Consider the following 23,086-nt stretch of genomic DNA (forward strand, 5'->3'; position numbering starts at 1 on the left):
AACAAACCTGACATTTAAATATTCTCTTTAAATCCATATTAAGGATATTCAAGATCCATATCATCTCCCCCTTTTGGTAGCCGAAGTCCATCCGTCCGGCCCGCGAAGCAAAATTCGATCGGATCACTTTCTGAGGCGTATGGAGATATGTCATCGGAAATAAAAAAGCATCCGGATAAATGTTGCGATCCCGGATGCTTTTTTAACGCTTCTATTTGAACAACATCTTCTTTTTTTCCCACAGCCAGGTAGTCAGAAGTCCCAAAGCCAGCCAATAAAGCCCCAGGAAAATGAAAAAACCGATCAGGGGAAAATTGAGCAGAGCCACGATCAATACCGACCCGATCGCTGCATTTAACCATGGTTGCCGTTCATGTGCAGACGGAAACTGCCCCCCGATCATCATGGAAACGGCAGTCAAACCGATCACCGTAAAAACGATGACCAAAAGGAACAAAGCCAGCGCGAGCGGCAGTCCGATGATACTGAGGATAAGGACGCTTCCCACGGCAACAAGCAGGAGACCGGCAGCAAATCCGATCAGCATCAGCCTCTTAAAATCCAGCCGGATGGGCTGAATAAACGCTTCCATCCTCTTTTGCCAAAATACCGCGGCACCGATGGAGAGAAGGATGAGGACCAAGCTCAGTGACAATTGGAAAAACCATAAGCCAAACAGGGTGGTGCCGGTGATCAGCAAACTGTTCACAATCTGGTTGTTCGTCCCGATGTGAAATAAACTGTCAGTGGTAATCGTTCCCGGCTCTTGTGTGACAGAACCGCCGATTACCAAGATGAAATCCCGTACCCGGGCACTTTTTTGAAGATGGAGGTTGCCGCCGATGACGACTACCTCATGCACTCTTCCGGCAATGGTCACATTTCCGCCAAGGTCGACCACGTGTTCAATCGACTCCTGCGGTCCGATCGTGATATTATCATCGGAGAAAAGTGTATTTCCCGGTTGAAAAACCGGATGGAGTGCGTTCGCGCTGGCCGGCAGAGCCCACACCAGAATACATAGACAGAGGGACAACAACAGAAGCACTTTTTGTTTCATGACCATAGTTCCACCTTTTTCGAGCTTAACAGTTGCCACAGACACCATCCGAAAAGCGGGATGACCAGCAAGGAAGTGACGGAAACAATGGTTCCAATATAGGGGAGAGCCGTAATCAACGTCAACACCGCATGCGACAAGCCCACGAAAAAGCTGAGGAATTGAAAGGACAACAGAAACGCAAATGCTGACATCAGCACGCCGTCGGCGATAAACAAAAGCAAGATGCTGGCAATCACACCCCGTTGCAACGCCCGATTGGAAAACAGGGACGGTCTTCTTCTTGTATCTTCCCTGCTGATCATGACCTGCTCCCGCTGATCAATGGTCAACATGATTTTATTGGTAAAAGCTTCCGGAATCTCGATCTCTTCCAGAGACTGCGCCAAAAGCATTTTCATCTCCATTAACCGATCTAGAGCATCCCGGCAATCGGAGCATGTTTGCAGATGTTTCTCCACTTCTTCTTTTTCGCTTGCTGGCAGTTCATGATCCATATAAGCAGAGAGCATCTCTTTCACATGATTCACTTTAAACCCCCCTCTTTTTCCAATTCCGCGCGTAAAGAAAGGCGCGCGTTATGTATGCGAGACTTGACGGTCCCTTCCGGAACACCGATGATTTCGCTGATCTCCCGATAGGACAAGCCCTGAATCTCCCTCAACACCAGAATCGTACGGTGCTCCAGAGTCAACCTTTGGAGGGCGCGTTTTAAATCGAGCTGCACTTGTTTCTGCTCAATCTGGTTTCCCGAATGACTGATCCGGTCTCTCTGTTCATGAATCCATTCCCTGATCACCCGCCTCTGTTTTTCTCTTTGTTTGATCCGGTCTTGACACAGATTATAAACGATCCGGCTTAACCAAGCTGTAAACGCATAGGCGCTTTCCAGTTGATTCATGGAAAAAAAGGCCTTAATAAAAGCTTCTTGTGCAATGTCTTCCGCATCTTCCCTATCCTTAAGCATAGCATAGGCCTGATAAAAAACCTGACGCTTATATCGGTCCACCAGCCGGGCAAATGCCTGTTTATCTCCCTGTTTCACCTGTTTGATAAGTTGGGTTAAACTTTGATCCACCACACTCCCTCCACTCTTGCCTCCATTCCCGTTCCGGTCATCCTTTTCTTTTAACGTAAAGACAGTACGTCAAGCAAAAAAGTTCACACTGGCAACTCACCTGGCAAAAAAAAGGATCTACGAGAATTATCCCCTGCAAATCCGTACTGCATGAATACCACCCAGGTACACAGACCGGCACAACCGGGAGATAAAAGTTCCCGGTACACTCAAGTCTCCTTGAAAATCTTGGGGAATCAGGAGAAAAGCGCGCACCATGACCGGACTGCAATGCACTTCACGGAAAAAGCCTGGTTCAAATCCAGAACCAGGCCGTTGACATCCCGTTTTTGATCAGGCTGCTTCTTCTTTTTCTTTTACCATTGAAGGAAGATAACGTTTGACCAGTTTGGTTCCCGCCTGATGGACGATAATCGCACTCACAACGCCGACTGCCAGACCTCCCAGAACATCCGTCGGATAATGATGTCCTACATAAATGCGGGAGAACCCGATCAGCAAAGCCAACAGAAACATAGGCACCCCAGCTTTTCTGCTAAAGAACCAAAGCGCCATCGCAATCGCCACCGCTCCGGCCGTATGGTCGCTGGGAAAAGAGGCGTTGGGATCGTGAGGCAATAACAAATGGACATGGTGAGTGACAAACGGACGCGGCCGATTATATAGAACTCCGATTAAAAAATTCACCGCCATCGCCACACAGGGTGACACAAAACCAAATACGGCGGCCAGGCGCGTAGCGGGACGAAGTGCCATGATCATGACGACGAGCACACAAACGTAGGGACCATAAGAGCTGAGCGCCTCAAAAACATGGTCCTGCACTGCGTTATGCCCCGCCAATCCATTGATATATTGAAACAGTCTGTAATCCAAAGCCAACCTCTCCTTCTTTTTTCTTTCCGTTTGTACATCTGCAAAGACACCAAATGAACAAAATAAGTTCACGTGAAAACAAAAAAATTCTTCCGATTGATGACAGGCATGGTTTCTGTCCCGGGATTATTGCAAAAAAGAGGAATTTCTTCATGAAAACGGGTCAAGTATGAACTTTTTATCTTTCGCCGGTGTCCTTTGTCTACAGTAAGAACATATAAAATGCAAGAAGGTTGATCAGCGATGGCCAAATCGGATAAAATCCTCATCAGTTTCCTCTCTTCGCTCAGCAAAAAGAAAAAGCAGTTCCTCTGGGAAATGCTGATGTTCATGTCGCTCTTGGGAACTTTTGCCGCATTATCTGAAGATCTCATACACGGTAAATTAAAGCTGTTTGACACCATCATCGGTGAGTGGATCTACCGCTTTACCGAACCGGGAGTAACAACAGCAGCAGTCTGGATTACCACTCTGGGCTCGGCCTTTGTAGAGGTTCCTTTGTTATTGGGAACAGTGGCCTGGCTGCTCTTCCGCTCCAAAAAGCACTGGCAAGCCGTGATGTTGGCGATCAGCCTGTCCGGGAGCGAATTATTAAACCTCTTCCTGAAAGAGATATTTCACCGTTCCCGCCCTACGCTCCCGCATCTGGTCGAAGCCGGCGGATACAGTTTTCCCAGCGGGCACGCGATGGCAGCCGCTTCGTTTTACGGCATGCTGGGCTATTGCATCTGGCGAAGCCGGCAAAAGCAAGGGAAATGTTCTTGGCCTTTGCCGGCCTTTACAGGAATGCTCATTTTTTTGATTGGCTTGAGCCGGGTTTATCTGCGGGTTCATTTTCCCAGTGATGTCATCGCCGGTTTTGTCGCCGGAGGAGCATGGCTGATCATTTGTATCATGGTTTGGCAAACAATCGACAATCACAGCCACAGCTGAACCGGTGTTCCTCTTGGTTAGCGACAAGGAAAGAAAGCGCAAAAAAGTGAAGGGAGAACCGGGAGGCCCGGGAATGTGGATTGGCACAAAACTTTGGCCGTCATCAACGCCGGAGAACCGCACACAAAGGATTAAACGGAAAACATGACGCGACGAGTGCAAGCCATCTTTGCAATCTCTGCGATAAAGCTATGTCCTGGCATAACCTGCCGCAGGCATATATTCCTGTGCAATTCTCCTATTCTTCTCTAAGCATGAAGATTTCCTTGCAGTTGCGGATGAGGACGGACAGGACCGACCGGAATCTGCAACAGGCATGTTTCTCCTCGCGATTTCATCCCGTAAAGCCCGTCACTAAGGTTCACATCAAATCCGAGAAGCGGATGTCCTCCCATCCCGAGCGCCGACGCCGCCAACAATAATCGCTGCATCAGCATGCCCGCTTCCATCTGTTGGATGCGATATCCCCTGTATCCAAGTGCCTCCTTCAAATGATTCCGGTCTCCGGTCACATGCAGGCAGAGGGGAACCTGGAACAGATTGACATTGTGCAAGGTCATTCCCTGTTGCAAACTGAACCGATGATCTCCGGGCTGCAGCAATTGCAAAGCATGAGCCTCGCTGTCATAGCGATAGGCACCATCCGGGATGCCTTCAACGCCATAAAAACAGCCTGCAAGCGAGATACGAGGCCTGGCTTTTTCCTGTGATGCATCCAAATCATTGCGATAGGCGAAGGAAACGGTTGCCTCTTTAAGCAGAGCAGCCAGTTGATGTTGGCACACTTTGCCCAAAAAGAAATCCATGCCAGGTGAGTACCGCTTTCGGCAGGCCGCTGCCAGATCATATGACAATCGGTCCGCCTCAGGCAAAGTGAGTGACGGCCCCTCACCGCTGACGCGCTTCCCGCCGGCCGGCCGTTGAAACGACGGCATGGTTTCCAACATCGCCGCCTGATTCATCTTCACCAGCATCGGATACGGTTTTACCTTCCGCGAGCGAATGAAATGCCGGTGCCGTATTTCCGGCAATTCCCGGCACAATTCCCTGTCCCTGACCTGCCCGTCTCCGTCCGATCCCCCGGCAAACCAAGCGTCCACCGGCTGCAGTGACAGCGGAATCACGGCATATACACTTTCCTCTTGTTCACTTAACCCGAGCAGATGGTTCACAGCCCGATCGAGAAATTGGAAGCAGACGCCGGAGACGAAGCCGAACCGTTTTGCCAATTCCAGCAACTGACCGATCAGTGCGCCGGCATCCAACCCTTGCAGCCGATAGGAAAAGTAATTGTATTTAAAAAAATTTTTCCAAAAGACGGCTGAAACAAAAACCGTGGCAAAACATGACGACCAATCGCAGCGGTTGCCGAGCGCCCGGAGCAAATAGGAATCAAAATTCCCCTCGCGCAACAAGACAAGCCGGTGATGTGCCACATCATAATGGTAGATTCCGTCCGGCACCTCTTCCATCTTCAAATAGAGATACAATTCGTTTGGATACAACGCCCCTCCTGAGGGAACAAACCGGCGGCTGCGGTGCATCGGTCCCCGGCCTTTTCCCGTGGAATCGAGTGCATAAGCAGGCTGGGAACATTGGGTGAGCCCGTATCCATACCAGAGAAAATGTCCCATTTCGCGAAGACGGGGCTGCACGGGCGCTTCTCCTCCGATGAGCGACAGCGGAACTTCCGATGACAGGGGGATCGCAGGCAAATCCTGATAAAGTTTATAGGGAAGCGGTGCATCCTCCCAGTCCACCTTACAGTCCGGCGGCCTGACTTTGTCGACATCAAAATGCAGCGACTGCAGAAACTCATCCAGATTCATCCTTATCTCTCCCGAATGCGGTTTATGGAAACGGATGCGGATGCGGATTGAGCTGATCAGGGGTCAGCCGCCGTTTGGCATACCCCAGTTCGGCCGGAACCTGCAATACCCTATCCAACCCGGTCAAGCGCACCAGATGATGCCCGAACGTGATCGGCAACATTCCCGGAATCAGCACTTTCACGCAAAACAGGCCATTGCGCCTTAATTCCGGTGTCGTTTGGTCGACCACAATCACATCAAGATTCACGCGGCGAAGCTTTTTTATTATCCTCTTCAGATCATCAGTCAAATCCGGATACCACTCCTCCCGTTGGAATTCCTCAGCAAATGTTCGCAGCGGCCGATTTTCATCCAGCAAAAACCGCAGGCGCTCTTCCGCTTCGGGCAGCCCGTAAAGCAGGGAATGATCCTCCATCTGTTGCACCAGGTAAGGATCGCGATACATTCGCATGCACTTGTCACGGTTCGCTTCCAGCTTCTCATCCAGATTGAGCATCATGCCTGCCAGCTCGTGAATCGCGCTTTTTGCTGCCCGGACCGGATCCGGATGGGCGCCGGCCGCACAGAGGAGATTCATGCCCTTTGGTTTCCGGTTTTTGGCCAATGCCCACACACCGGGAATCCCGTGTTCCATCGTCGCGTTAAACAGATGGACATCATACCCGGCCACCGCTCTGATGCGATCGACCATTAATCGCAATTCCCGATCCTCCGCAGAATACGGATCAAGACGCGGGAGCGGCAATTGCGCGTACCAGGTAATCAGGAATGAATCGCGTTCGACCACTTCCAAAATGCCGTAAAAGATCGCCTCTTCCAAACTTCCGCCCACAGCGCACCCGTTGGACGTTTCATAAACAAAGCCATCCTCAAAGCCCAGGCTGTAATAGGCAAGCAGTTTTGGCACGAGAATCGGACGTTCCTCGGTAAATGAATAGCCCCATACCCAATCCATCGAACGGTCAGGATCAAACGGTTTAAAGGGAAAAATCAGCTCCTCATATTGTTCCGGCGCGTGCACCCCCACCTTCAGCGGATTGAGCGCCTGACTTTCCAGATTGCGGTAACTGTCATGAACTGTCATCCGTTTGCCACGGGGGGTGATGCCGCAATACCGCTCCAGGCTCTCCAAAATCGCCGTCATTTCGCTCTCCGCATAGGAATGGGTCCGGCCTGCCGATGTCTCATCTCCCCGGAGCAAGGGCATGTTTACCCCCACAACTGCGAACGGCGTGACAGAATCGATCATTTTTCCATTAAAGAGACCGGTACGGTGATCCAGATAGTCCCTGGCCAGACATTCCTTCAGATCATCAAGCGAACGGCAGCGGTAACTGTCCGCGCTGATTTTCGGATTCGGTTTCAGGGAAAGGCGCGCCGCAGCCGGGGAATCATCGGGCAATCGACTGCAAACCGGGCACAGCGGGTCGGGATGGAAAAAGTGACGAGAGCTTTGGAGCGTTCTCAGATTGAGCAAATAGAGATGTTCTTGTAAATGGGACTCTTTTCCTTGCAAAACTCTGTGTGTTTCCTCCGTCAGAACGTGAACCATCTGCAACAGGGCGGAGCGCGATGCCCATGCGTCACGTTTAAGTCCCCCGATGTCTGCAAGGCGTTGCTGAAGTTCCAATATCTCAGTGCGATCCGTTCTCGCCATCATCCGCCTTGCATCAGCGCAGCGGGTACATCCCGGCACACCCGGGCGAACCAGCGGCCCGACCACACCTTCGCCAAAGAAAGCGAAGCCGCGCAACCAGGAAATCCCGGCAGATGAAAACACCTCCTCGGCCACGGCATAAACGGAGGGATCCCAGGAATCGTGCAGCATCAAAGCCATCTCTGCTGTTTCCGGCACGCCTGTTGTTAAATTGCTTTTCCGAACGATCCGGTATCGGAGTGAGATCTCTTCACACACCATGTCCGCCAAAAGTCCATCTCCGACTACCAACACCACCGCGCTCATCTTGTCTCCCCCCTCCTTAGCAACACGCCAAACACTCCTGCCAGTGCTTTCTGTAAAAAGGGTTCCAGTGCCAAATCCAAGACGAAAACCTCCCAGCCGTTCTGTGTCAGAATCTGAGAGGCAGATTGCCACAATTGTGATGAGGATTCCCCGCAGGAAGGCAACCGCAGGTGATGCGGTTCCTGATCCCGTAATAGGACAGATGAAACTTCTGCTGTTTTGATTCCCCCGCACTCCGTTTGATTTTGTTCTCTTTGCACGGCCTGTTGCAATGCCGTTCGCAAGGCCATGGTCTCATTCAAGCCGGCACTGCCAATCCATCTGCCTCCCGTACCGATCCAAACCACCGGAAACCCGCATACGCTTTCGCCCAAACCGATCACCGCTTCCCCGTGCAAGGTTGTCAATGCTTGCAAAAAAAACTGGGAGCGTTCATCGCTGACCTCCGGCAACTGCACCGGAACAACAACAGGCCGCCGTTCCATCAGTTGCTTCACCAGTTCATCAGCCAGGCACTTTTGCAATCCGCGACAGAACGCTTCGGCAACGGTTGTTCCTGCGCCGACACCGACAAATTCCTGCGGCTGGATGATGCCATCCTTTACGAGCAAACCGGTCATTTGAGATACATATGCCTCGACTCCGGCCAAACCGGCTTCCCTTCGCGCTTCTTCATGCGTCAGCCCGGAACAGATGATTTCCGGCAAGAGTTCTGCCGGCCCGTCCGACAGCGGATTCACCGCCTGGATGCGGCACTGGGACAACGGAAGCTGTTTCAGGTCTCCTTCTCCCCAAACGTGGAAAATTCCCGATTCCACCGATGTCAGGTGATTGAAATAAGAAAACAAATCCGTTCCTGCCCCGCTGCCCGCACTCTCTTCCAGCTGCTGAACAGGCTCCTGAACCCATGTTGGTTCCCTGTGTCCGGCCACCAATGGATGGGGGAAAAACGAGTGCCAGCTTCCTTCCAATGTATCCGGATTCAGCAAAAATAATTTATTTTTCTCTTCCGCCTGAGCCACGCCGGTAACAGTTTTGAACAAGGCGAACACGATCACATTGGCCAACAGCGCCCCGGCGGTCGACGGGAATGCATTTTGCCCAGTTTCTTTGCCAATCGCGTTCCGGTGCAGACGCCGCCACGCCGATTCCCAACATCCCTCCGCGCCCGGTTCCACCACCGGCCCCGCCATCCCGAACCGGGCAAAACCGACGGCCGGGAGAAACACTTTTTTCTCCTCCCGGCAAATGGCATGAAGCAGCCGCAGTTTATCAAGCCCTCTTCCTGGCGACACGTATAAAACATAATCAAACGGATCCACCGCTTCCCGCCAGAAATCCGGCCCCTCCTTGTCCCGGCAAATTTCCTCCAGTTCCACCTCAGGGTCGGTTTTGCGGGCATGCGACGCCAATTCAAACAAGCGCTCGCGATTGGTTGGATGTGAGCCGGTTACCAGCAGACGCAACCGGGGCAATCCGGATTCCAGCAAGGCCTGCGTTAATGAGGCCAACATCGGGCCGCAGCCGACTGCCAACACTTTGGCCCGGCGATAGGACTCAAAACGGGAAGCGCCGGAGTCGGCCAACGTATCCAGAAATTCAATCTGCGAAGCAAATTTTTGCCGCACTTCATCGGTTAATTGGTGCGGACGATCTTCGCTCACATCCCGCACAAAGCCGTTTTGGCACAATACTTCCGCTATTTCATACACCCGGTTGCGGTACGCCTCCGGCAATCCGTCTGTTAAATCCTTCAAGGTGTGCTCGCCGTTAAACATCGGCAGCAGCTTTTCCATCCACTGATCGACCGTTTCGCCTTCAATCCGGAATGAGCATGAGTTATTCCGAAAGTACACCCCTCCTTTGGCATCCGGGAAAAAAAACGTGTCCCCCTTCACTTTCAAACGCATGGAAGGCTTCAAACCGGTCATTCCACTCCTCCTCACCGCGGGTCTGTTTTGCCCCGCATCATTTCCCGTTCATTGATATCTTATCTGCAGTAATTTGTCCTCTTTCCTGTTGATCTGAAAAAAACCCTGCGAGCCGGGCAGCCGGCTGGCAGAGTCAACCAATTGGGGGACAATGCTGTTTTCAAGTCTAAAAAATAGGAAATACACACGCAAAACATCCAACGCAACCGCCACAGCCGAAGCACCTGCCGCAACCGCCACAGCGGAAACATCCTCCGCATCTCCAGCACCTTTGTGATACTTCCGCATCATAATAATAGGGATATTCCGGGTATTCCCAAGTCTCCAACTCCCCGGGCTTAAAACTGTCGACGCTTAATTTTTGAATTTGTTTTTTAAAATCATCCATGATCAGCAACCTCCGCTTATGCTTTGAATGCTTGCGCCGGAACATCACTGAACCGGCATCTTTTGCCTTTGCTCAAATCTGCTTCATATTTATGAAAAAGAGTCCGTTGTGGTTACGTGTCCCGGTCAGTGATTTGGTTCAATTTGTTTCCGTCATCGGGTTGTGATCATCCAGGCATAAAAAAGACTTGACTGCAAAGAGCCAAGTCTCGATCTTTCCCTTCAACTTACAGGCGAGCACGTTCTCTGCCATCTCGCACTTGAAAATAGCCGGTCGGATCCGCTTTCAATCCTGCAGCAGCCATTTATGTGCCGGCTGGTCAAAAGGTTTGAGGCGGCGTCCATCACCACCGCCAAGGAACCAGAGGTAGTAGATTTTGTAACCGCCCGCCGCGGCCACCGGATGGTATCCCTTATGCAGGGCGACCGCATCTCCGTGACGAATGATAAAGGATTCGTTTACCTCACCGTCCTCGGTGTAGACGAGCTGTACACCAAAACCTTGCTGCGGCTCCATCTGAAAATAATAGATTTCTTCCATTTTCACTTCCGTCTCGTTGTTTTCGTCATGTTTGTGCGGCGGATAGCTGGACCACCCGCCGGGTTCACCGTAGGTTTCGCCGAGCACGATCCGCTGGACGCGCCCTTCTCCATTGTCGGCGATAATGTCGTGTACCTCCCGTTTCCAAGTCTCTTTGCCACGGTGATGGACGACGATCTCTTCCGGTTCGACCAGAAACGGTTTAAATTTTTGCTCCGCCTTCACTTTGCAAACCCCGATCTGAAGCGTTCCGCCTCCGGCTTCCGTCACTGAAAACGCCGTACGGATCGGTACATAGAGAGCCGTCGCCTTTCCGGAAAACACATTTTCCCGTTGACCGACCCTATCCCATGTTAGCCCTTCCACGGTAAACGTGGCTTTTCCGCCGAGGATGACCAGCACCGTTTCATAATCTCCCGTTTCCCCGCGCCAGGTTTCTCCCCGGCCCAAACGCAGGAAATCGAAACGGTTATATTCAAGGACATCACAAGACTCATCGATCACGCTTTGATAGCCGGATTTTTCTTCGACATGGTATAACAGTTTCATTTTTCAACCTCCCGATCTCCAAACCTTTCCGGTTGCGCCATCTCTGCGGGAGAACAAAAAACACAACGTTATCATAATACATTCTAAATTATAAGAATATACTTATCAATATTAAAGACGGATATCGTCCGGCTGGCAGGAAGAGTTATTTCGCTCGGTCGGGATTTCGGCCGATCTATGGCCGCACGGATTGCTGATGCGCATATACGGCCGGATTCCCTCTTCATCTCTCATAATGCGGCTCTGTTTAAAAGCTAATCCAGTATTTTGCCCATATAATATTCGTCGACAAAACGGTCTTCCAAAATCAGAGAATGTTTTCTCGTCCCTTCCCGCTGAAAACCCATTTTTTCATATAACGAGACGGCGGCAACGTTGTAGGTCATCACCGTCAATTCCAAGCGGTGGATCCGATGCTGCCGGGCCCAGTTTTCTGCGGCATGCAGCAGTTTGCTTCCCCAACCTTGACCTCTGGCTTCCCGCAACAATCCCAGCACCAGATGGGCCGTGGCTCGGTTCCGCCGAAATCCTCCGCCGAAAACTTCAATAAAACCGAAGATTTTTTCTCCTTCTTCGGCAATGAAAACCGTTTGATTGGGATGACTCAGGATTTCCTGAATCCACTTTTCCTGTTCTGCCACTTTTTCTGTTCGTTCACCCGGTTCCAGCAGCATAAATTCGGTTTCCAGGTCAAGTTGCCGGAGGAACGCCAAAAAAGAACCGGCATCCCGGCGTCTGATTTCGCGAATTTGCATCTGTCCCCCGCCCCTTCAATTCATTTTGTCCGGCCGTGGACACACCCGGCCGAAGGTTGCCGGCAAAGCCTGAACAGGAATCGAGACCCTGCTTCCTCTTTTTGCCCCTAATTCAGATTGCCAGCCGCATCAGCCGATCGTCCACGGCATCTTCTGTCAATCCGTCAGTGACTGCGGATGATCCTCCAGGATTTGCACATACCCCGATGTTCCGTCCACCCTGATGTATTGCCCGTCCTTGATTTTCTCCGTTGCCCCTTCGACTCCGACAACAGCGGGAATGCCGTATTCGCGGGCGACCACGGCACCATGGGTCATCAAACCTCCCACTTCCATGACCAAAGCTTTGGCCGAATGGAAAAGCGGGGTCCACCCCGGATCGGTAAATGGGGCGATCAAGATTTCACCCGGCTTTAACTCCGCTGATTCCGGCTTTAAAACGACACGGGCATACCCTTCCGCCACCCCGGAGGAGACCGGTGTCCCGACCAGGGAATCTTCCGGAACCTCAATATCGTTCCTTATTCCCGTAATCACTTCCCCTTCGCTTGTCATCAACCGGGGAGGGGTCAGTTTTCGCTGCCATTCATACTCTTTTTTGCGCTGGCTGATCCTGGTTTGCACCTCGCCGGAATCTCCTTGTTCCAGGAGCAAAGTCAATTCATGGAGAGTGAGGTAAAACACGTCCGTCTCCTGCTCCAACACCCCATTTTCCGCCAGCTGGCGGGCTTCTTCCATTATCGCCCGCTTAAACAACGCGAAATGACGGATCATGGTAAACTTGTGATGCTCACGTATTCCCATCACATTGCGATATCTGCGGATCAGAAAGGACATCCACTTCGCTTTCAGCCAGCCGCCCTTCTTCTCGCGAAGCCGTCTGAGCAGTGTTTCTTCCGCTTGTTCCGCCTCGATGATCCCCTGCTTGAAGCGGGTTCGATGTTCTCCGGGTTCCACCGTTTGCAGATGGCTCAATATGGCCGGTACCAACGTGGTTGGCGCTTCATGCCAGCGCGGTCTGGTAATGTCAATCTCACCCGGACAGCGCGTCCCGTATTTATCCAAAAAATGCGCAAAGGCGGCGCAAAAATCCTCTCCACCCTCCGCTTTCCCCAGCTCATCATAAAGCGTCGCGTCCGTGGCTTTTTTCAACGCTGCGATCACTTCGGGGTACGGCCTCGCGGCATCCGCCAAATCCCCGAGCGCAAGTCCCATCTCGCTCGTCACATTGCCCGGCAGCGACCGGTTCAACAGCGGAACTTCCCGGGCATCACCGAGCCAGCGAACGGAAAAATGCTCGATCCATTTCAGTGTCACGATTCCGGTGAAAAGGTAAGGGGCGAAATGGGAAATCATCCTGAGCAACAGCGTTCCCAAATTTTCACGGATTTTTTTGATCCGCTCCGCCCCGGTGAGCGAGGCGAGTTCCTGTTTGCTCTCTTCCACCAGCCGCTCCATCATCTCGTTACATTTATCCACTGCCTTGGAGGGATCGCTGAAGAAAATAATCCGGATCACCTTGGCGAGCAAAGGCGGAATAATACGCCGGACGGTTCTGCCCACTTCCTTGTTGGGAACCGCTTCCTGCAAAAAACGTTCCCGCTGGATGACCTCGGACAACGCATAACTCATCCGTTCATCCATATTGACCATCAGCTTCGGGATGATTTTCCGGGCAACTTTGGAATATAAAACCGGAGTCAGGTCGATATAGATCCGCCCGCCTGCTTCCAAAGCGGCTGTGCTTTCCCCCGTGTGCGGATCCCGCTTTCCGAAAGGAAAAACCGTCCGCATGGTCGAAACCGCCAACGGCCGCATCGCTTCCGTCATCATCTGCTGATGACCGAAGGAGAAGAAAACGTGCAACTTTCCATCCTCTTCAACCTGCGGAACCGGAAACAAAGAGGTGATCGGGCGACTTTGCAGGATAAAAAATCTCCCGTCAGCCAGACACCATTCGATATCCTGCGGGCTTCCGTAATGGGCCTCGATTTTCTTTCCCAGCTCCGCCAACGCCAAAATATCCCGGTCAGCGAGAGCTTGTTCGTTCCGCTGCTCGTGGGGCAAGTCGCAGGTTTTGGTTCCCCCTTCCGGCAACGGGAAAATCGCTTTTTGCTTGTCGGCAATCTTTTTCCTGACGATTTTTCCGGAGCACACCTGATAGAGATCGGCAGAGACAATCCCGGAAACCAGCGCTTCTCCCAGACCGAAGCTGGCATCGATCGAAACGGTGCGGCGGTGGCCGGTAATCGGGTCAGCCGTAAATAAGATCCCGGAAACATCAGGGAATACCATTTGCTGCACGACAACTGACAACAATACGTTCCGATGATCAAAACCGTTTTTGATCCGGTAGATGATTGCCCGATCCGTGAACAGAGAAGACCAACACTGCTTTACGGCCTGAAGGAGTTGCTGTTCCCCTTTCACATTCAAATACGTTTCCTGTTGCCCGGCGAACGATGCCGTCGGCAAATCTTCCGCCGTCGCACTGGAGCGGACGGCATAGGCGGCGTCGTTCCCCGCTTCCTGCCAAGCTTCGATCAGGGCATTGCGGATCTCATCAGGAATGGGCAAGGTATGCAAATGCTCACGGATTTTTTGCCCGATTTCCCGAATTGGTTCCAGCTGTCCGGCATCCAACTGCTCCAGCTGCCGAAAATACCCATCCATTTCACTGCTTTCATGAATAAACCGCCGATAAGCAGAAGTGGTGACACAAAATCCGGCGGGAACCGGAAAACCGGCTTTAGTCAACTCCCCGAGATTTGCTCCCTTCCCCCCGACATATGGAAGACTGGCATGATCGATGTCGTGGAAGCTCAATACATATCGCTCTATCGAACTCACCCTCTTTATGTGAAGTGTATATCAGGTCAGATCGTGCCTCCCCACGTTTTTAATGGTCAGTGAGGAGTAACACTCTCCAGCCGATTCTTAAAGCCCGGCGCTTGCAAAAAAGCGCTGTCTGCCCGCATCTGTCAGGTTCCCCTCAATCATGAGCGTAGAGATGTGTCTGAATACATCCTTCAGCGTATAGGGGGTGTGGGCCAAAAATTCCGGATTGGCAACGGTTTGAATCGCATTCATGACAATCGTCACCACCAAGGTCTGGTCAAGATCGTCTCGAAAGATCCCCTGCTTCACTCCTTCCTCAAACAGGGGAATGAGCTTGTTCAAAATCACGTGTTTGCGCTGTGCCTCAAACCGGGCATAGGCATCGGGAACCGCCCGTTTCATGTCATGGAGGGCGGCAACCTCAATTCGCGAGATCCGTCCGCTGATCACAAACAACAATTTTTTGATTTGCCCGGTCAAATCCAGGGCCGGGTCTGAGGTAATCCCATCAATCTCCCGCACGATCCCACCGAAAAAACTTTCAATCACTTCATTCAGCAAATCTTCTTTGCTGGAAAAATATTTGTAGAAAGTCGATTTGCTCATTTTGAGTTCGGAGGCAAAATCCGCGATGGAGACGTTGGAATACCCTTCGGTCCAGATCTTTTTCGCGGCATAGTCCAAAATCTTCTGCTTCGCTTTCTCCTGTTTATTCATCGCGCCTTCCTTCATTCATCCAAAATTTATAGTACCATTAATACTTATATGGTACTATAAGTACCATGATAAAGCAATTTCGAACATAACTCTCCACATTCACGGCAAAAATCAAGAGGGGAACATGCCGAGGTTGAAGCCTGGCGGGCCGGCTTTCTCAAACATTTCGCTTCCCCACGCCGGGCTGTTCAACGTGATCGTCACAAGTATAGCTTTTGACTGATTACGTCTGGTGATGAGCACAAAAAAAGGCATCCCCCTCACGGGACGCCAATTACTCAGCTATCGGCCCATTTTTTTCAGAAAGTACATATTCATTGCGGCCGGCACCAATCCCCGCCAAAATCATAAGAATTGTGGCCAGCGCCAGAAGTATCAACGAAGGCTCCCAGGAATGAGTCAAATCATACCAGAAACCGAGCAGGGTGGGCCCGACGGCGGCCAGGGAGTATCCGACCGACTGAGCCATTCCGGAAAGCTTGGCCGCCTGGACGGCATCGGTGGTTCTAAGCCCCAACAGGGAGAGAGCCAAGCTGATACTCGCCCCCTGGGCAATTCCGGTCAGCACAATACTGCTGATCAGAGCGGCCGTTCCGTCAGCAAACAGGCCCGCTATTCCACCTAACTGGATCAAGCCGATCAGCACGGCAATGCCTTTTTGCTGCGGCATCCGGTCCGCAAGCACCGGAGTGAGAAATGTCGCCGGAAGGCTGACAAATTGCAAAACGGAGAGCATCCATCCCGCCATTTCTTCACTCATGCCATGGCTTTGCAAAATTTCGGGAAGCCAGGCGACGGTACAGTAAAATAAAAAAGACTGCAACCCCATGAAAAATGTCACTTTCCAAGCCAGGGGCGAACGCCACAAGGAACCGGCAGACCTCTCCGGGATCCCGGGTTGCAAGGTCGCGGCCGGTTTGCCATGGCCACGCAACTGGGGAATCCAAATGAGAACGGCAGGGACAGACAAAACGGCCCAAAACATCAGGGAATATTTCCATCCCAGATGAAACCCCTTTGCCAGGGGAATGCTCACCCCGGATGCCAGCGCCGCAAACGCGCACATGGAAGTCGAATAAACACTGGTCATCAACCCGACTTGTCCGGGAAATCGCTGCTTCACAATGCCGGGCAACAGCACATTGGCGATGGCAACGCCAATCCCCACCAAAGCTGTCCCCAAAAAAACGGCGAAGACCGTTCCCGTTGAACGGATCACAATCCCGCCGGTCAAAATGAGCAAACCGAAAAACACCGATAATTCATTTCCCCACCATTGGGAAAAGCGGGGGGCAAGCAATGAAAGAAGGGCAAAGGCAATCAGAGGGAGCGTTGTGATAAATCCCGCCATCCCGTTGGAAATGCCCAAATCTTCGCGTATCCACCCGATCAAGGGACCGACGGAAGTAATCGCCGGGCGCAAGTTCAGCGCGACAAAGATGATTCCCAAAACTAAAAGGGTTTTTCTCGCTGGCAGCTGCTGTGATTGGGTCAGAGAATATTCTTTCATCCGATAAAACTCCTTTAACGAACGATTGTCTGGACTATCTTAACACAAAATCGCCTCCGAACCCCAATCATTCTCTCCATCCTCCCAACCACCAAAAAATTGCGGTTCCCGCAAGCAAATGATCCGGGAAAAAATCAACTGATGGTTCCACCCGCTTCGCGAATGTCCTCCTCTGTCCGGATGGTGGTTTCAATCGCCACTTCCAAAGCTCTTACAATCAGATCCAGATGCATACTCGGTTGTCCCGGATGATGGACAGCCTGTTCCGGCGAAAAAGGGATGTGAATAAAGCCGCCGCGCACTCCTTTTTCCTGTTGAAGCCGGTGCATCAATCCGTAAAACACATGATTGCACACAAACGTTCCGGCCGTATGGGAAACATGTGCGGGGATCCCTTCTTCCCTGATCCTTTTTACGATGGCCTTGACCGGCAGGCTGGACCAGTACGCTGCCGGGCCCCCTTCAACGACCGGTGTATCAATCGGTTGCTGTCCCTCGTTATCGGGAATCCGCGCATCAATGATGTTCAGTGCAACGCGTTCAATGCTGACGGAATCGCGCCCGCCGGCTTGTCCCGCACAAATGACAATCCTCGGCTGATGATAGTCGATCAGTTGCCAGAGCCGCTCGAGCGAACGGCCAAAAGCGGTTGGCAATTCTTCAGCCACCACCTGATACCCGTGCACCCATTTTCCCTGTAGTCGTTTGGCCGCTTCATATGAAGGGTTGACCGTTTCCCCTCCAAAGGGGGAAAATCCCGTCAATAAAACCGTCTCCATCCGCAATGCCTCCCTTTAAAAGCGATAAACGAGAAAATACATCAGAAACATATTGACCAGGAACAGAGCGATACCGGTCGGTATTTGCTTTTTCACTACCGCATTCTGATCATCCAGGTTTAACAACATCGCAGGAACGATATTGAAGTTCGCAGCCATCGGCGTCATCAGTGTTCCACAGTAACCGGAAAACATGCCCAGTGCAGCCATGATCGCCGGATTGCCCCCATGTGCATGCACGATCAGGGGTAAACCGATTCCTCCGGTGATCACGGCAAAGGCGGCGAAAGCATTTCCCATAACCATTGTAAAAAGAGTCATCCCGACACAATAAGCAACGACGGCGACAAACCCGTTATCTGCGGGCAGATACCCTTTTACCAGATGGGACACGGCATTACCCACACCCGCTTTGTCAAAAATGCCTCCCAGAGCGGCGAGCATTTGCGGCAGCAACACGGCCCAGCCAACCGCCTGGAGCAATTTGCTCCCCTCTTGAAACGGAACATTCATCTTCGCTTTCGTCACATAAAGGGCAATCGCAAAAGCGATAATCGTGGCCAGCCCCAGGGATACCAGTGTGACATCCTCTTTCTTCACCAGCACGGCCGAACCCCATTTCAACCTGTCCAACGTGAGTGTGCCAATCACCGTCACAACCGGAATGGCAAGCGCTGGTATAAAAATTTTCCACTTCAGGCGTTGGGCCAGATGAATCCGTTCATCCTTGCCGGACCCTTCCGAGTGGGACGGGGCTTTCACTCTTCCGAGAGCAGCCAAAATCACCATCACGATGACGAGATAACCGATGATCAAAGGAGGAACGAAATCGCCGGCGATGAAAGTAAAGGCAAAAATCCCCCAAAAAAGGGCCGATGTCCATCGGGTCGGATGCTTTTTGTTTAAAGCCACTTGAATCGCGATCATTGCGACGATCAGGCCGATCAGCGCATACAGGTCATTCATAGGAACCAGTGATTTCATTTATTGGCACCGCCCTTCTCCCTGCTCTTCGCTTGTGCTGTTTTGCCAAAGCGGCCCAGTCTTTTTTCCAGCCGGTACAGGCGAAACCAACTGATCAAAAATGCAGCTGTCGCGGTGGGCAATCCCCATAAAGCCATATCCCAGATTCCCACATTCATGCCAACCGAATGAAAAAACCCGCTCATCAATAAAATCGCCCCGGTGGCAATAAAAATATCCTCTCCGAAAAACCAGGCCGTATTTTCCATCGCAGCTGCATAGGCGCGAATCTCTTGCATCACTTTATCCGGCAGCTTTCCATATCGCACCTGCGCTGCCACTTCCGCCATCGGAGCGACCAACGGGCGAACGGTTTGTGCATGCCCTCCGATGTTAAGACCGATTGCCGCCGATAACTCCCTTATAAATAAATAAACGAGCAGAATGCGGCTGGCCGTTGTATTTTTTGCTTTGGCGATCATCATCTCCACCCGTTCTTTCAGACCGTAACGTTCGAGAACGCCTATAACCGGAAGCGTTAAGATAATCGCCATCGACATATACCGGTTTTGCACAAAAATTTCGCCAAATTTCTCTATAATATCATTAAATGACATTCCAGATACCAATCCGGTAATAATTCCCGCTCCCATGACAACGAGCAACGTATTGAATCGGAACAGGAAACCGATGACCACAACCAGGATGCCAATGAGCTTAAGCAAAAAGCCCCCTCCTCCCATCGTTTTGAAATCGTCGCAAAGCATCAAATATGTTTGTACTAAATCTTATCCCGCTGAAAGATGTTGAATCGGTAAATAACGAAAACAATACTGTATACACATTAATTTATGTAATTTACGAATCATTATACTATTTTATGGCTGGTCATTCAAATTTGTAATTCGCTTCCGGCCTGTTATCACCAAACCAGAAATTGTTATGCAATTTGCGGACACATCCCGTAAAATAGAGCAGAGCGAGTTGTTTCTTGCTTACTATAAAATAATTTCATTTATGTTGAGGGTGGTTGAGTTGAGTTTGAGCAGAGATCAGTTTGAGAAACGCGAGGATGTATTACAGCGGTCATTGTCTGAACGGCAGATGATCATGATTGGATTGGGGAGTGCGATTGGAACCGGTTTATTCATGGGTTCCAGTCTGACCATCCATTATGCCGGCCCGGGTGTTTTATTCAGTTATCTTCTCAGCTCGTTGATCGTTCTGGCCATGGTCTTTTGCTTGTCCCGGCTCTCGGTGATCCATCCGACCGCGGGCTCTTTCGGCCTCCATGCAGAAACATATTTGGGTTCTTGGTTTGGTTTCGCGGTTCGATTCACGTATTGGGCGGCAAACGCGATCGTGATCGGCGGTGAAGCGACGGCGATCGGGCTTTATATGAAATATTGGTTTCCCGGCCTGCCATCCTGGATTTGGATCATTGCATTCTCCCTGCTGATTATCGGGATTAACGCCATTTCTGTTCAGAGTTTCGGCTGGTTTGAATACTGGTTCTCCACGCTGAAAGTGGTGGCCGTCATCGGTTTTATCCTGTTGGGCATCGCCCTCATTTTCGGAAACGGCACGCAAAGCACCCACTATCTGCTCGCTTATGGCGGATTTCTTCCCCATGGATGGAAAGGGGTATGGATGGGCAGCGCCATGGCGATGTTCAGCTTTATGGGAACCGAGATCATCGCCATCACGGCGGGAGAAGCAAAAAAACCAAAGCAGGCACTGACCAGGGCCATGAAATGGATGGTGGCCCGACTCGTTATTTTTTACCTTCTATCCACACTGGTCATGGTTTGCATCGTGCCGTGGAATCAAATCGGAGGCGAACAGATTCAGGAAAGTCCGTTTGTCAAAGTGCTGCAATCGCTCCATATTCCCTATGCTGCAGGAGTGATGAATTTCATCATCCTCACCGCTGCGCTTTCCACGATGAATGCCAATTTGTATGCTTGTACACGGATGATGTTTTCACTGTCCAAGAGCGGCTATGCCCCTGCTGTTTTCGGAAAGGTCAACCGCCGCGGAATTCCGCTCATGGCTCTGATCGTCTCTTCCTTTGGATTGGGTGTCGCCGTTCTCCTCAATCTGTTTGATCCGCAAGCCTATAATACACTCTTCGGCATTTCGATTTTCGGCGGTATTTTCACCTGGATCATCATCTTTCTCAGTTACGCCCGCCTCCGGAGAAAAAAGACCGGAAAAGCTTCGGTTCTTGCATGGGCCGGTGCCGTGCTTTTGGTGTTGTTTTTGCTCACCATGCTGCTGAATCAGGCATGGAGCTTCGCCATTTATACCGGATTCTGCTGGTTGTTTCTGCTGACCCTCATCTATTTGGCGAAAAAAGGGGTTCAGCGGTCGCAATCGGTTCATCCGGAACAGTAAACACAGAAAAAACGGCCGGGTCTTTTTCATCCGGCCGTTTTCTCCGTGAAAGTGCATGGGGACACCGGAGGGTTTCCTCCGGCCTTTCCGGGCTGTGCATCTTTCAATATTCACCGAGGTCAATGATCTCCCCCAGCTCTGAATATCTCGAATCCATTACTTTTTTGATATTGATATTCCAGTATTTACTCAAGTATTGAACCGTTTCTTCCTGATCGTGCATGATCATTCGTTCGTTACGATGATAAACGGCCCATCCTTCCTCCATTCCGATCATAATGCGTTCCACTTCCAATGATTCATCAGGAGGGTCTGCGGAAAACCGCAACACCTCTCCTACCCGCATTTCCTGCAACTTTTTCCTCAATTCTTTATCTTTCATCCCCAAAAGCTCCCTATGCCAGTAACCCACATCGACAAATCCTGATTTTTAAGAAGGGGTTCTTTTTTTATTATTTTATGATTCCACCCAAAAAAACTCAATGAACACCATGGCAAAAAAACGAGTATCCATTTTTGATCAGGCGCATGAATCAAGACATCTAGCAGAGGCAAACTTTTCTGTTTACCATATATTACGAATAGGTTCGTTGATAGTCATTATATCAGGGAAAGGGGCGGGAACCAGATGTCTCAACCGATCCTCATTTTCTCTCACATTCCGAAAACCGGCGGGCTGACCTTGCGCAAAATTATCGACCAGCATTTTGCTCCGCATCATATCTATAAATATCCGGCTCATCATCAGGCACGTGTCCTCAACCTCGTGCCACAGTCCAAAATCTCCCATATCCGCTGCGTCTATGGTCATTGCCGCTTCGGAGTACACCGTCATTTTGACCGGCCATTTCAATATATCACGATGTTGCGCGATCCGCTGAAACGAATCATTTCATCCTATTACTTTATTCGCTCCAGTCCCAGCAACAGGCTTCACAATAAAGTAAATAAAATGAGTCTGGAAGAGTATATCTTCAGCCGCGATCCGCGGATTAGCCTTCCGTTGCATAATCACCAAACCCGTTTCATCTCGGGCAAAAATGATCCCGACATCAAACTGGCGATGGAAAACATCCGCAAGCATTATCTCTTCGTCGGCATTACGGAAATGTATCCTGAATCCGTTTTTATGCTGAACCGGCTGATGGGATGGAAACATAAGCCTTACAGCAAAGAAAACATCACCAAAAACAAGCCGAAAAAAATCCCGTTGTCCGATCAGGCAATCCGGCACATCAAGGAACAAAACGCTTTGGATTATCAAATCTATGAATATTGCAAAGAGCAGTTGACCAATCAGATCAAAAATCTGCCGGAACCGGCCAAGGAAAGGATGGATCGTTTCATAGGCGCAAATCGGTGAATTCGGGTTGAAGGGGGTGACCAATCCCCTTCCTCTCCCACCGGCCTTCAGCCTGTTCGTACATACCCACGTTGAAACGCATGCCCGGAACAAGTGCATAACAAAAAGCCCCCCTCTTGCGGGAAGCTTTTTGTTATTTCCACCCTTAACGGGAAAAAGGGTATTGATTCGGCGCCACAAATGTATTGGGACCGTGATACTGGTTCGGCGGGCTGTATTGGTTATGGGGTGTGGGATACTGGTTGGACGGAGGCATCGGCAAAGCCTTTTGTTGTTGCTGTTGCTGTTGCGGCTGAGTCTCCTCTTCCAGTCCCTCCATCCCGAATTCCTCCAGGACACGGCGGGCCAGTTTCAGTTCATCATTGACCATTTCATCTTGATCTTTCGACTTGAGCAAAAGATTTTGATATTGCAAAAGAGCCTCTTCAATCAGGTCCAGTTCGGCTTTTGTCAAATTAACTGTGATTTTCATTATTTCTACTCCTTTAACCTTATCCTATCACTACCTATATCATAATCGGATCGAAATAACAAAACAACAAAAACTCGCACTGGTTGATTTTATATTCAAATGCTCTTCTCACATCAAAATCAGTTTTATTTTCTTTAAAAAT

At 50.8% G+C, this 23,086-nt stretch carries 22 protein-coding genes; 3 read left to right on the forward strand and 19 right to left on the reverse strand.

All coding sequences use genetic code 11. From position 1 onward, the window contains the following. Window positions 1-211 precede the first annotated feature (211 nt). The 4 genes from I8U17_RS00385 to I8U17_RS00400 all read right to left on the reverse strand — a co-directional run bounded on the left by I8U17_RS00385 (window position 212) and on the right by I8U17_RS00400 (window position 3,014). Entirely contained in the window at window positions 212-1,060 is an 849-nt protein-coding gene (locus I8U17_RS00385) for a bactofilin family protein (protein WP_033100933.1), read from the reverse strand. Then, window positions 1,057-1,590, reverse strand: a complete 534-nt coding sequence (locus I8U17_RS00390) for an anti-sigma factor family protein (protein WP_033100934.1) — start codon at window positions 1,588-1,590, stop codon at window positions 1,057-1,059. Before I8U17_RS00390 ends, I8U17_RS00385 begins: the two co-directional genes overlap by 4 nt. Further along, window positions 1,587-2,138 carry an RNA polymerase sigma factor gene (locus tag I8U17_RS00395; protein ID WP_052154166.1) on the reverse strand — a complete coding sequence of 184 codons (552 nt, stop codon included), beginning with the start codon at window positions 2,136-2,138 and terminating at the stop codon, window positions 1,587-1,589. The genes I8U17_RS00390 and I8U17_RS00395 overlap by 4 nt, the downstream gene beginning before the upstream one ends. A gap of 333 nt (window positions 2,139-2,471) precedes the next feature. Beyond that, the gene (locus I8U17_RS00400; protein WP_198055248.1) at window positions 2,472-3,014 is read right to left on the reverse strand and encodes an undecaprenyl-diphosphatase; all 543 of its coding nucleotides are present in this window, start codon (window positions 3,012-3,014) and stop codon (window positions 2,472-2,474) included. A 243-nt stretch (window positions 3,015-3,257) separates the two neighbouring features. Here I8U17_RS00400 and I8U17_RS00405 point away from each other — a divergent pair, with 243 nt between their 5' ends. Next, window positions 3,258-3,947: a phosphatase PAP2 family protein gene (locus I8U17_RS00405; protein ID WP_198055247.1), complete on the forward strand. Its 690-nt coding sequence runs from the start codon at window positions 3,258-3,260 to the stop codon at window positions 3,945-3,947. Between the two features lie 248 nt (window positions 3,948-4,195). Here the strand turns inward: I8U17_RS00405 and I8U17_RS00410 are convergent, their stop codons facing one another. The 13 genes from I8U17_RS00410 to I8U17_RS00470 all read right to left on the reverse strand — a co-directional run bounded on the left by I8U17_RS00410 (window position 4,196) and on the right by I8U17_RS00470 (window position 19,437). After that, on the reverse strand, window positions 4,196-5,776 hold the full coding sequence (locus I8U17_RS00410) for a SagB family peptide dehydrogenase (RefSeq protein WP_198058887.1): 1,581 nt from the start codon (window positions 5,774-5,776) through the stop codon (window positions 4,196-4,198). 22 nt (window positions 5,777-5,798) lie between these two features. Then, window positions 5,799-7,742, reverse strand: coding sequence for a TOMM precursor leader peptide-binding protein (locus I8U17_RS00415; protein ID WP_033100938.1), 1,944 nt, complete (start codon window positions 7,740-7,742; stop codon window positions 5,799-5,801). After that, the gene (locus I8U17_RS00420; RefSeq protein WP_198058888.1) at window positions 7,739-9,673 is read right to left on the reverse strand and encodes a putative thiazole-containing bacteriocin maturation protein; all 1,935 of its coding nucleotides are present in this window, start codon (window positions 9,671-9,673) and stop codon (window positions 7,739-7,741) included. The genes I8U17_RS00415 and I8U17_RS00420 overlap by 4 nt, the downstream gene beginning before the upstream one ends. 48 nt (window positions 9,674-9,721) lie before the next feature. After that, window positions 9,722-9,913 carry a hypothetical protein gene (locus I8U17_RS00425; protein WP_198058961.1) on the reverse strand — a complete coding sequence of 64 codons (192 nt, stop codon included), beginning with the start codon at window positions 9,911-9,913 and terminating at the stop codon, window positions 9,722-9,724. Continuing rightward, entirely contained in the window at window positions 9,840-10,106 is a 267-nt protein-coding gene (locus I8U17_RS00430) for a heterocycloanthracin/sonorensin family bacteriocin (RefSeq protein WP_370589189.1), read from the reverse strand. Before I8U17_RS00430 ends, I8U17_RS00425 begins: the two co-directional genes overlap by 74 nt. 240 nt (window positions 10,107-10,346) lie before the next feature. Next, window positions 10,347-11,150: a 5-deoxy-glucuronate isomerase gene (iolB, locus tag I8U17_RS00435; protein WP_033100939.1), complete on the reverse strand. Its 804-nt coding sequence runs from the start codon at window positions 11,148-11,150 to the stop codon at window positions 10,347-10,349. Between the two features lie 254 nt (window positions 11,151-11,404). Continuing rightward, window positions 11,405-11,905, reverse strand: coding sequence for a GNAT family N-acetyltransferase (locus tag I8U17_RS00440; protein ID WP_198055241.1), 501 nt, complete (start codon window positions 11,903-11,905; stop codon window positions 11,405-11,407). 156 nt (window positions 11,906-12,061) lie between these two features. Further along, window positions 12,062-14,755: a phosphoenolpyruvate synthase gene (locus tag I8U17_RS00445; protein WP_370589190.1), complete on the reverse strand. Its 2,694-nt coding sequence runs from the start codon at window positions 14,753-14,755 to the stop codon at window positions 12,062-12,064. An 87-nt stretch (window positions 14,756-14,842) separates the two neighbouring features. Next, window positions 14,843-15,460, reverse strand: a complete 618-nt coding sequence (locus I8U17_RS00450) for a TetR/AcrR family transcriptional regulator (RefSeq protein WP_033100940.1) — start codon at window positions 15,458-15,460, stop codon at window positions 14,843-14,845. 274 nt (window positions 15,461-15,734) lie between these two features. Further along, a complete protein-coding gene (locus I8U17_RS00455; RefSeq protein WP_052154170.1) occupies window positions 15,735-16,970 on the reverse strand; it encodes a CynX/NimT family MFS transporter in 1,236 nt (411 codons plus the stop codon). A 134-nt stretch (window positions 16,971-17,104) separates the two neighbouring features. Then, the gene (gene pcp, locus I8U17_RS00460) at window positions 17,105-17,749 is read right to left on the reverse strand and encodes a pyroglutamyl-peptidase I (RefSeq protein WP_033100941.1); all 645 of its coding nucleotides are present in this window, start codon (window positions 17,747-17,749) and stop codon (window positions 17,105-17,107) included. A 15-nt stretch (window positions 17,750-17,764) separates the two neighbouring features. Further along, window positions 17,765-18,733, reverse strand: a complete 969-nt coding sequence (locus I8U17_RS00465) for a DUF979 domain-containing protein (protein WP_033100942.1) — start codon at window positions 18,731-18,733, stop codon at window positions 17,765-17,767. Continuing rightward, window positions 18,730-19,437 (reverse strand): DUF969 domain-containing protein, encoded by a 708-nt coding sequence (locus I8U17_RS00470; protein WP_198055238.1) that lies wholly within the window; start codon window positions 19,435-19,437, stop codon window positions 18,730-18,732. Before I8U17_RS00470 ends, I8U17_RS00465 begins: the two co-directional genes overlap by 4 nt. Before the next feature lie 310 nt (window positions 19,438-19,747). Between I8U17_RS00470 and I8U17_RS00475 the strand changes: the two genes are divergently transcribed. Next, complete coding sequence (locus tag I8U17_RS00475) at window positions 19,748-21,109, forward strand: amino acid permease (protein WP_198058889.1); 1,362 nt, start codon at window positions 19,748-19,750, stop codon at window positions 21,107-21,109. A 103-nt stretch (window positions 21,110-21,212) separates the two neighbouring features. On the opposite strand, the gene I8U17_RS00480 is transcribed toward I8U17_RS00475, so the two are convergent. Beyond that, window positions 21,213-21,491: a hypothetical protein gene (locus tag I8U17_RS00480; RefSeq protein ID WP_033100944.1), complete on the reverse strand. Its 279-nt coding sequence runs from the start codon at window positions 21,489-21,491 to the stop codon at window positions 21,213-21,215. Window positions 21,492-21,737: 246 nt separating this feature from the next. Between I8U17_RS00480 and I8U17_RS00485 the strand changes: the two genes are divergently transcribed. Further along, on the forward strand, window positions 21,738-22,472 hold the full coding sequence (locus tag I8U17_RS00485) for a sulfotransferase family 2 domain-containing protein (RefSeq protein ID WP_033100945.1): 735 nt from the start codon (window positions 21,738-21,740) through the stop codon (window positions 22,470-22,472). A gap of 145 nt (window positions 22,473-22,617) precedes the next feature. On the opposite strand, the gene I8U17_RS00490 is transcribed toward I8U17_RS00485, so the two are convergent. Beyond that, window positions 22,618-22,944, reverse strand: coding sequence for a hypothetical protein (locus I8U17_RS00490; RefSeq protein WP_033100946.1), 327 nt, complete (start codon window positions 22,942-22,944; stop codon window positions 22,618-22,620). Between the last annotated feature and the right edge of the window lie 142 nt (window positions 22,945-23,086).

Source organism: Thermoactinomyces sp. CICC 10521 (assembly GCF_016055135.1).
GTDB classification, from domain to species: Bacteria; Bacillota; Bacilli; order Thermoactinomycetales; family Thermoactinomycetaceae; genus Thermoactinomyces_A; species Thermoactinomyces_A daqus.

Coding starts and splice junctions, on each gene's coding strand:
- I8U17_RS00385 (WP_033100933.1), bottom strand. CDS start 1,060: ATGAAACAAAAAGTGCTTCTGTTGTTGTCCCTCTGTCTATGTATTCTG.
- I8U17_RS00405 (WP_198055247.1), top strand. CDS start 3,258: ATGGCCAAATCGGATAAAATCCTCATCAGTTTCCTCTCTTCGCTCAGC.
- I8U17_RS00410 (WP_198058887.1), bottom strand. CDS start 5,776: ATGAATCTGGATGAGTTTCTGCAGTCGCTGCATTTTGATGTCGACAAA.
- I8U17_RS00415 (WP_033100938.1), bottom strand. CDS start 7,742: ATGAGCGCGGTGGTGTTGGTAGTCGGAGATGGACTTTTGGCGGACATG.
- I8U17_RS00420 (WP_198058888.1), bottom strand. CDS start 9,673: ATGACCGGTTTGAAGCCTTCCATGCGTTTGAAAGTGAAGGGGGACACG.
- I8U17_RS00430 (WP_370589189.1), bottom strand. CDS start 10,106: ATGTTCCGGCGCAAGCATTCAAAGCATAAGCGGAGGTTGCTGATCATG.
- iolB (WP_033100939.1), bottom strand. CDS start 11,150: ATGAAACTGTTATACCATGTCGAAGAAAAATCCGGCTATCAAAGCGTG.
- I8U17_RS00440 (WP_198055241.1), bottom strand. CDS start 11,905: ATGCAAATTCGCGAAATCAGACGCCGGGATGCCGGTTCTTTTTTGGCG.
- I8U17_RS00450 (WP_033100940.1), bottom strand. CDS start 15,460: ATGAATAAACAGGAGAAAGCGAAGCAGAAGATTTTGGACTATGCCGCG.
- I8U17_RS00455 (WP_052154170.1), bottom strand. CDS start 16,970: ATGAAAGAATATTCTCTGACCCAATCACAGCAGCTGCCAGCGAGAAAA.
- pcp (WP_033100941.1), bottom strand. CDS start 17,749: ATGGAGACGGTTTTATTGACGGGATTTTCCCCCTTTGGAGGGGAAACG.
- I8U17_RS00465 (WP_033100942.1), bottom strand. CDS start 18,733: ATGAAATCACTGGTTCCTATGAATGACCTGTATGCGCTGATCGGCCTG.
- I8U17_RS00480 (WP_033100944.1), bottom strand. CDS start 21,491: ATGAAAGATAAAGAATTGAGGAAAAAGTTGCAGGAAATGCGGGTAGGA.
- I8U17_RS00485 (WP_033100945.1), top strand. CDS start 21,738: ATGTCTCAACCGATCCTCATTTTCTCTCACATTCCGAAAACCGGCGGG.
- I8U17_RS00490 (WP_033100946.1), bottom strand. CDS start 22,944: ATGAAAATCACAGTTAATTTGACAAAAGCCGAACTGGACCTGATTGAA.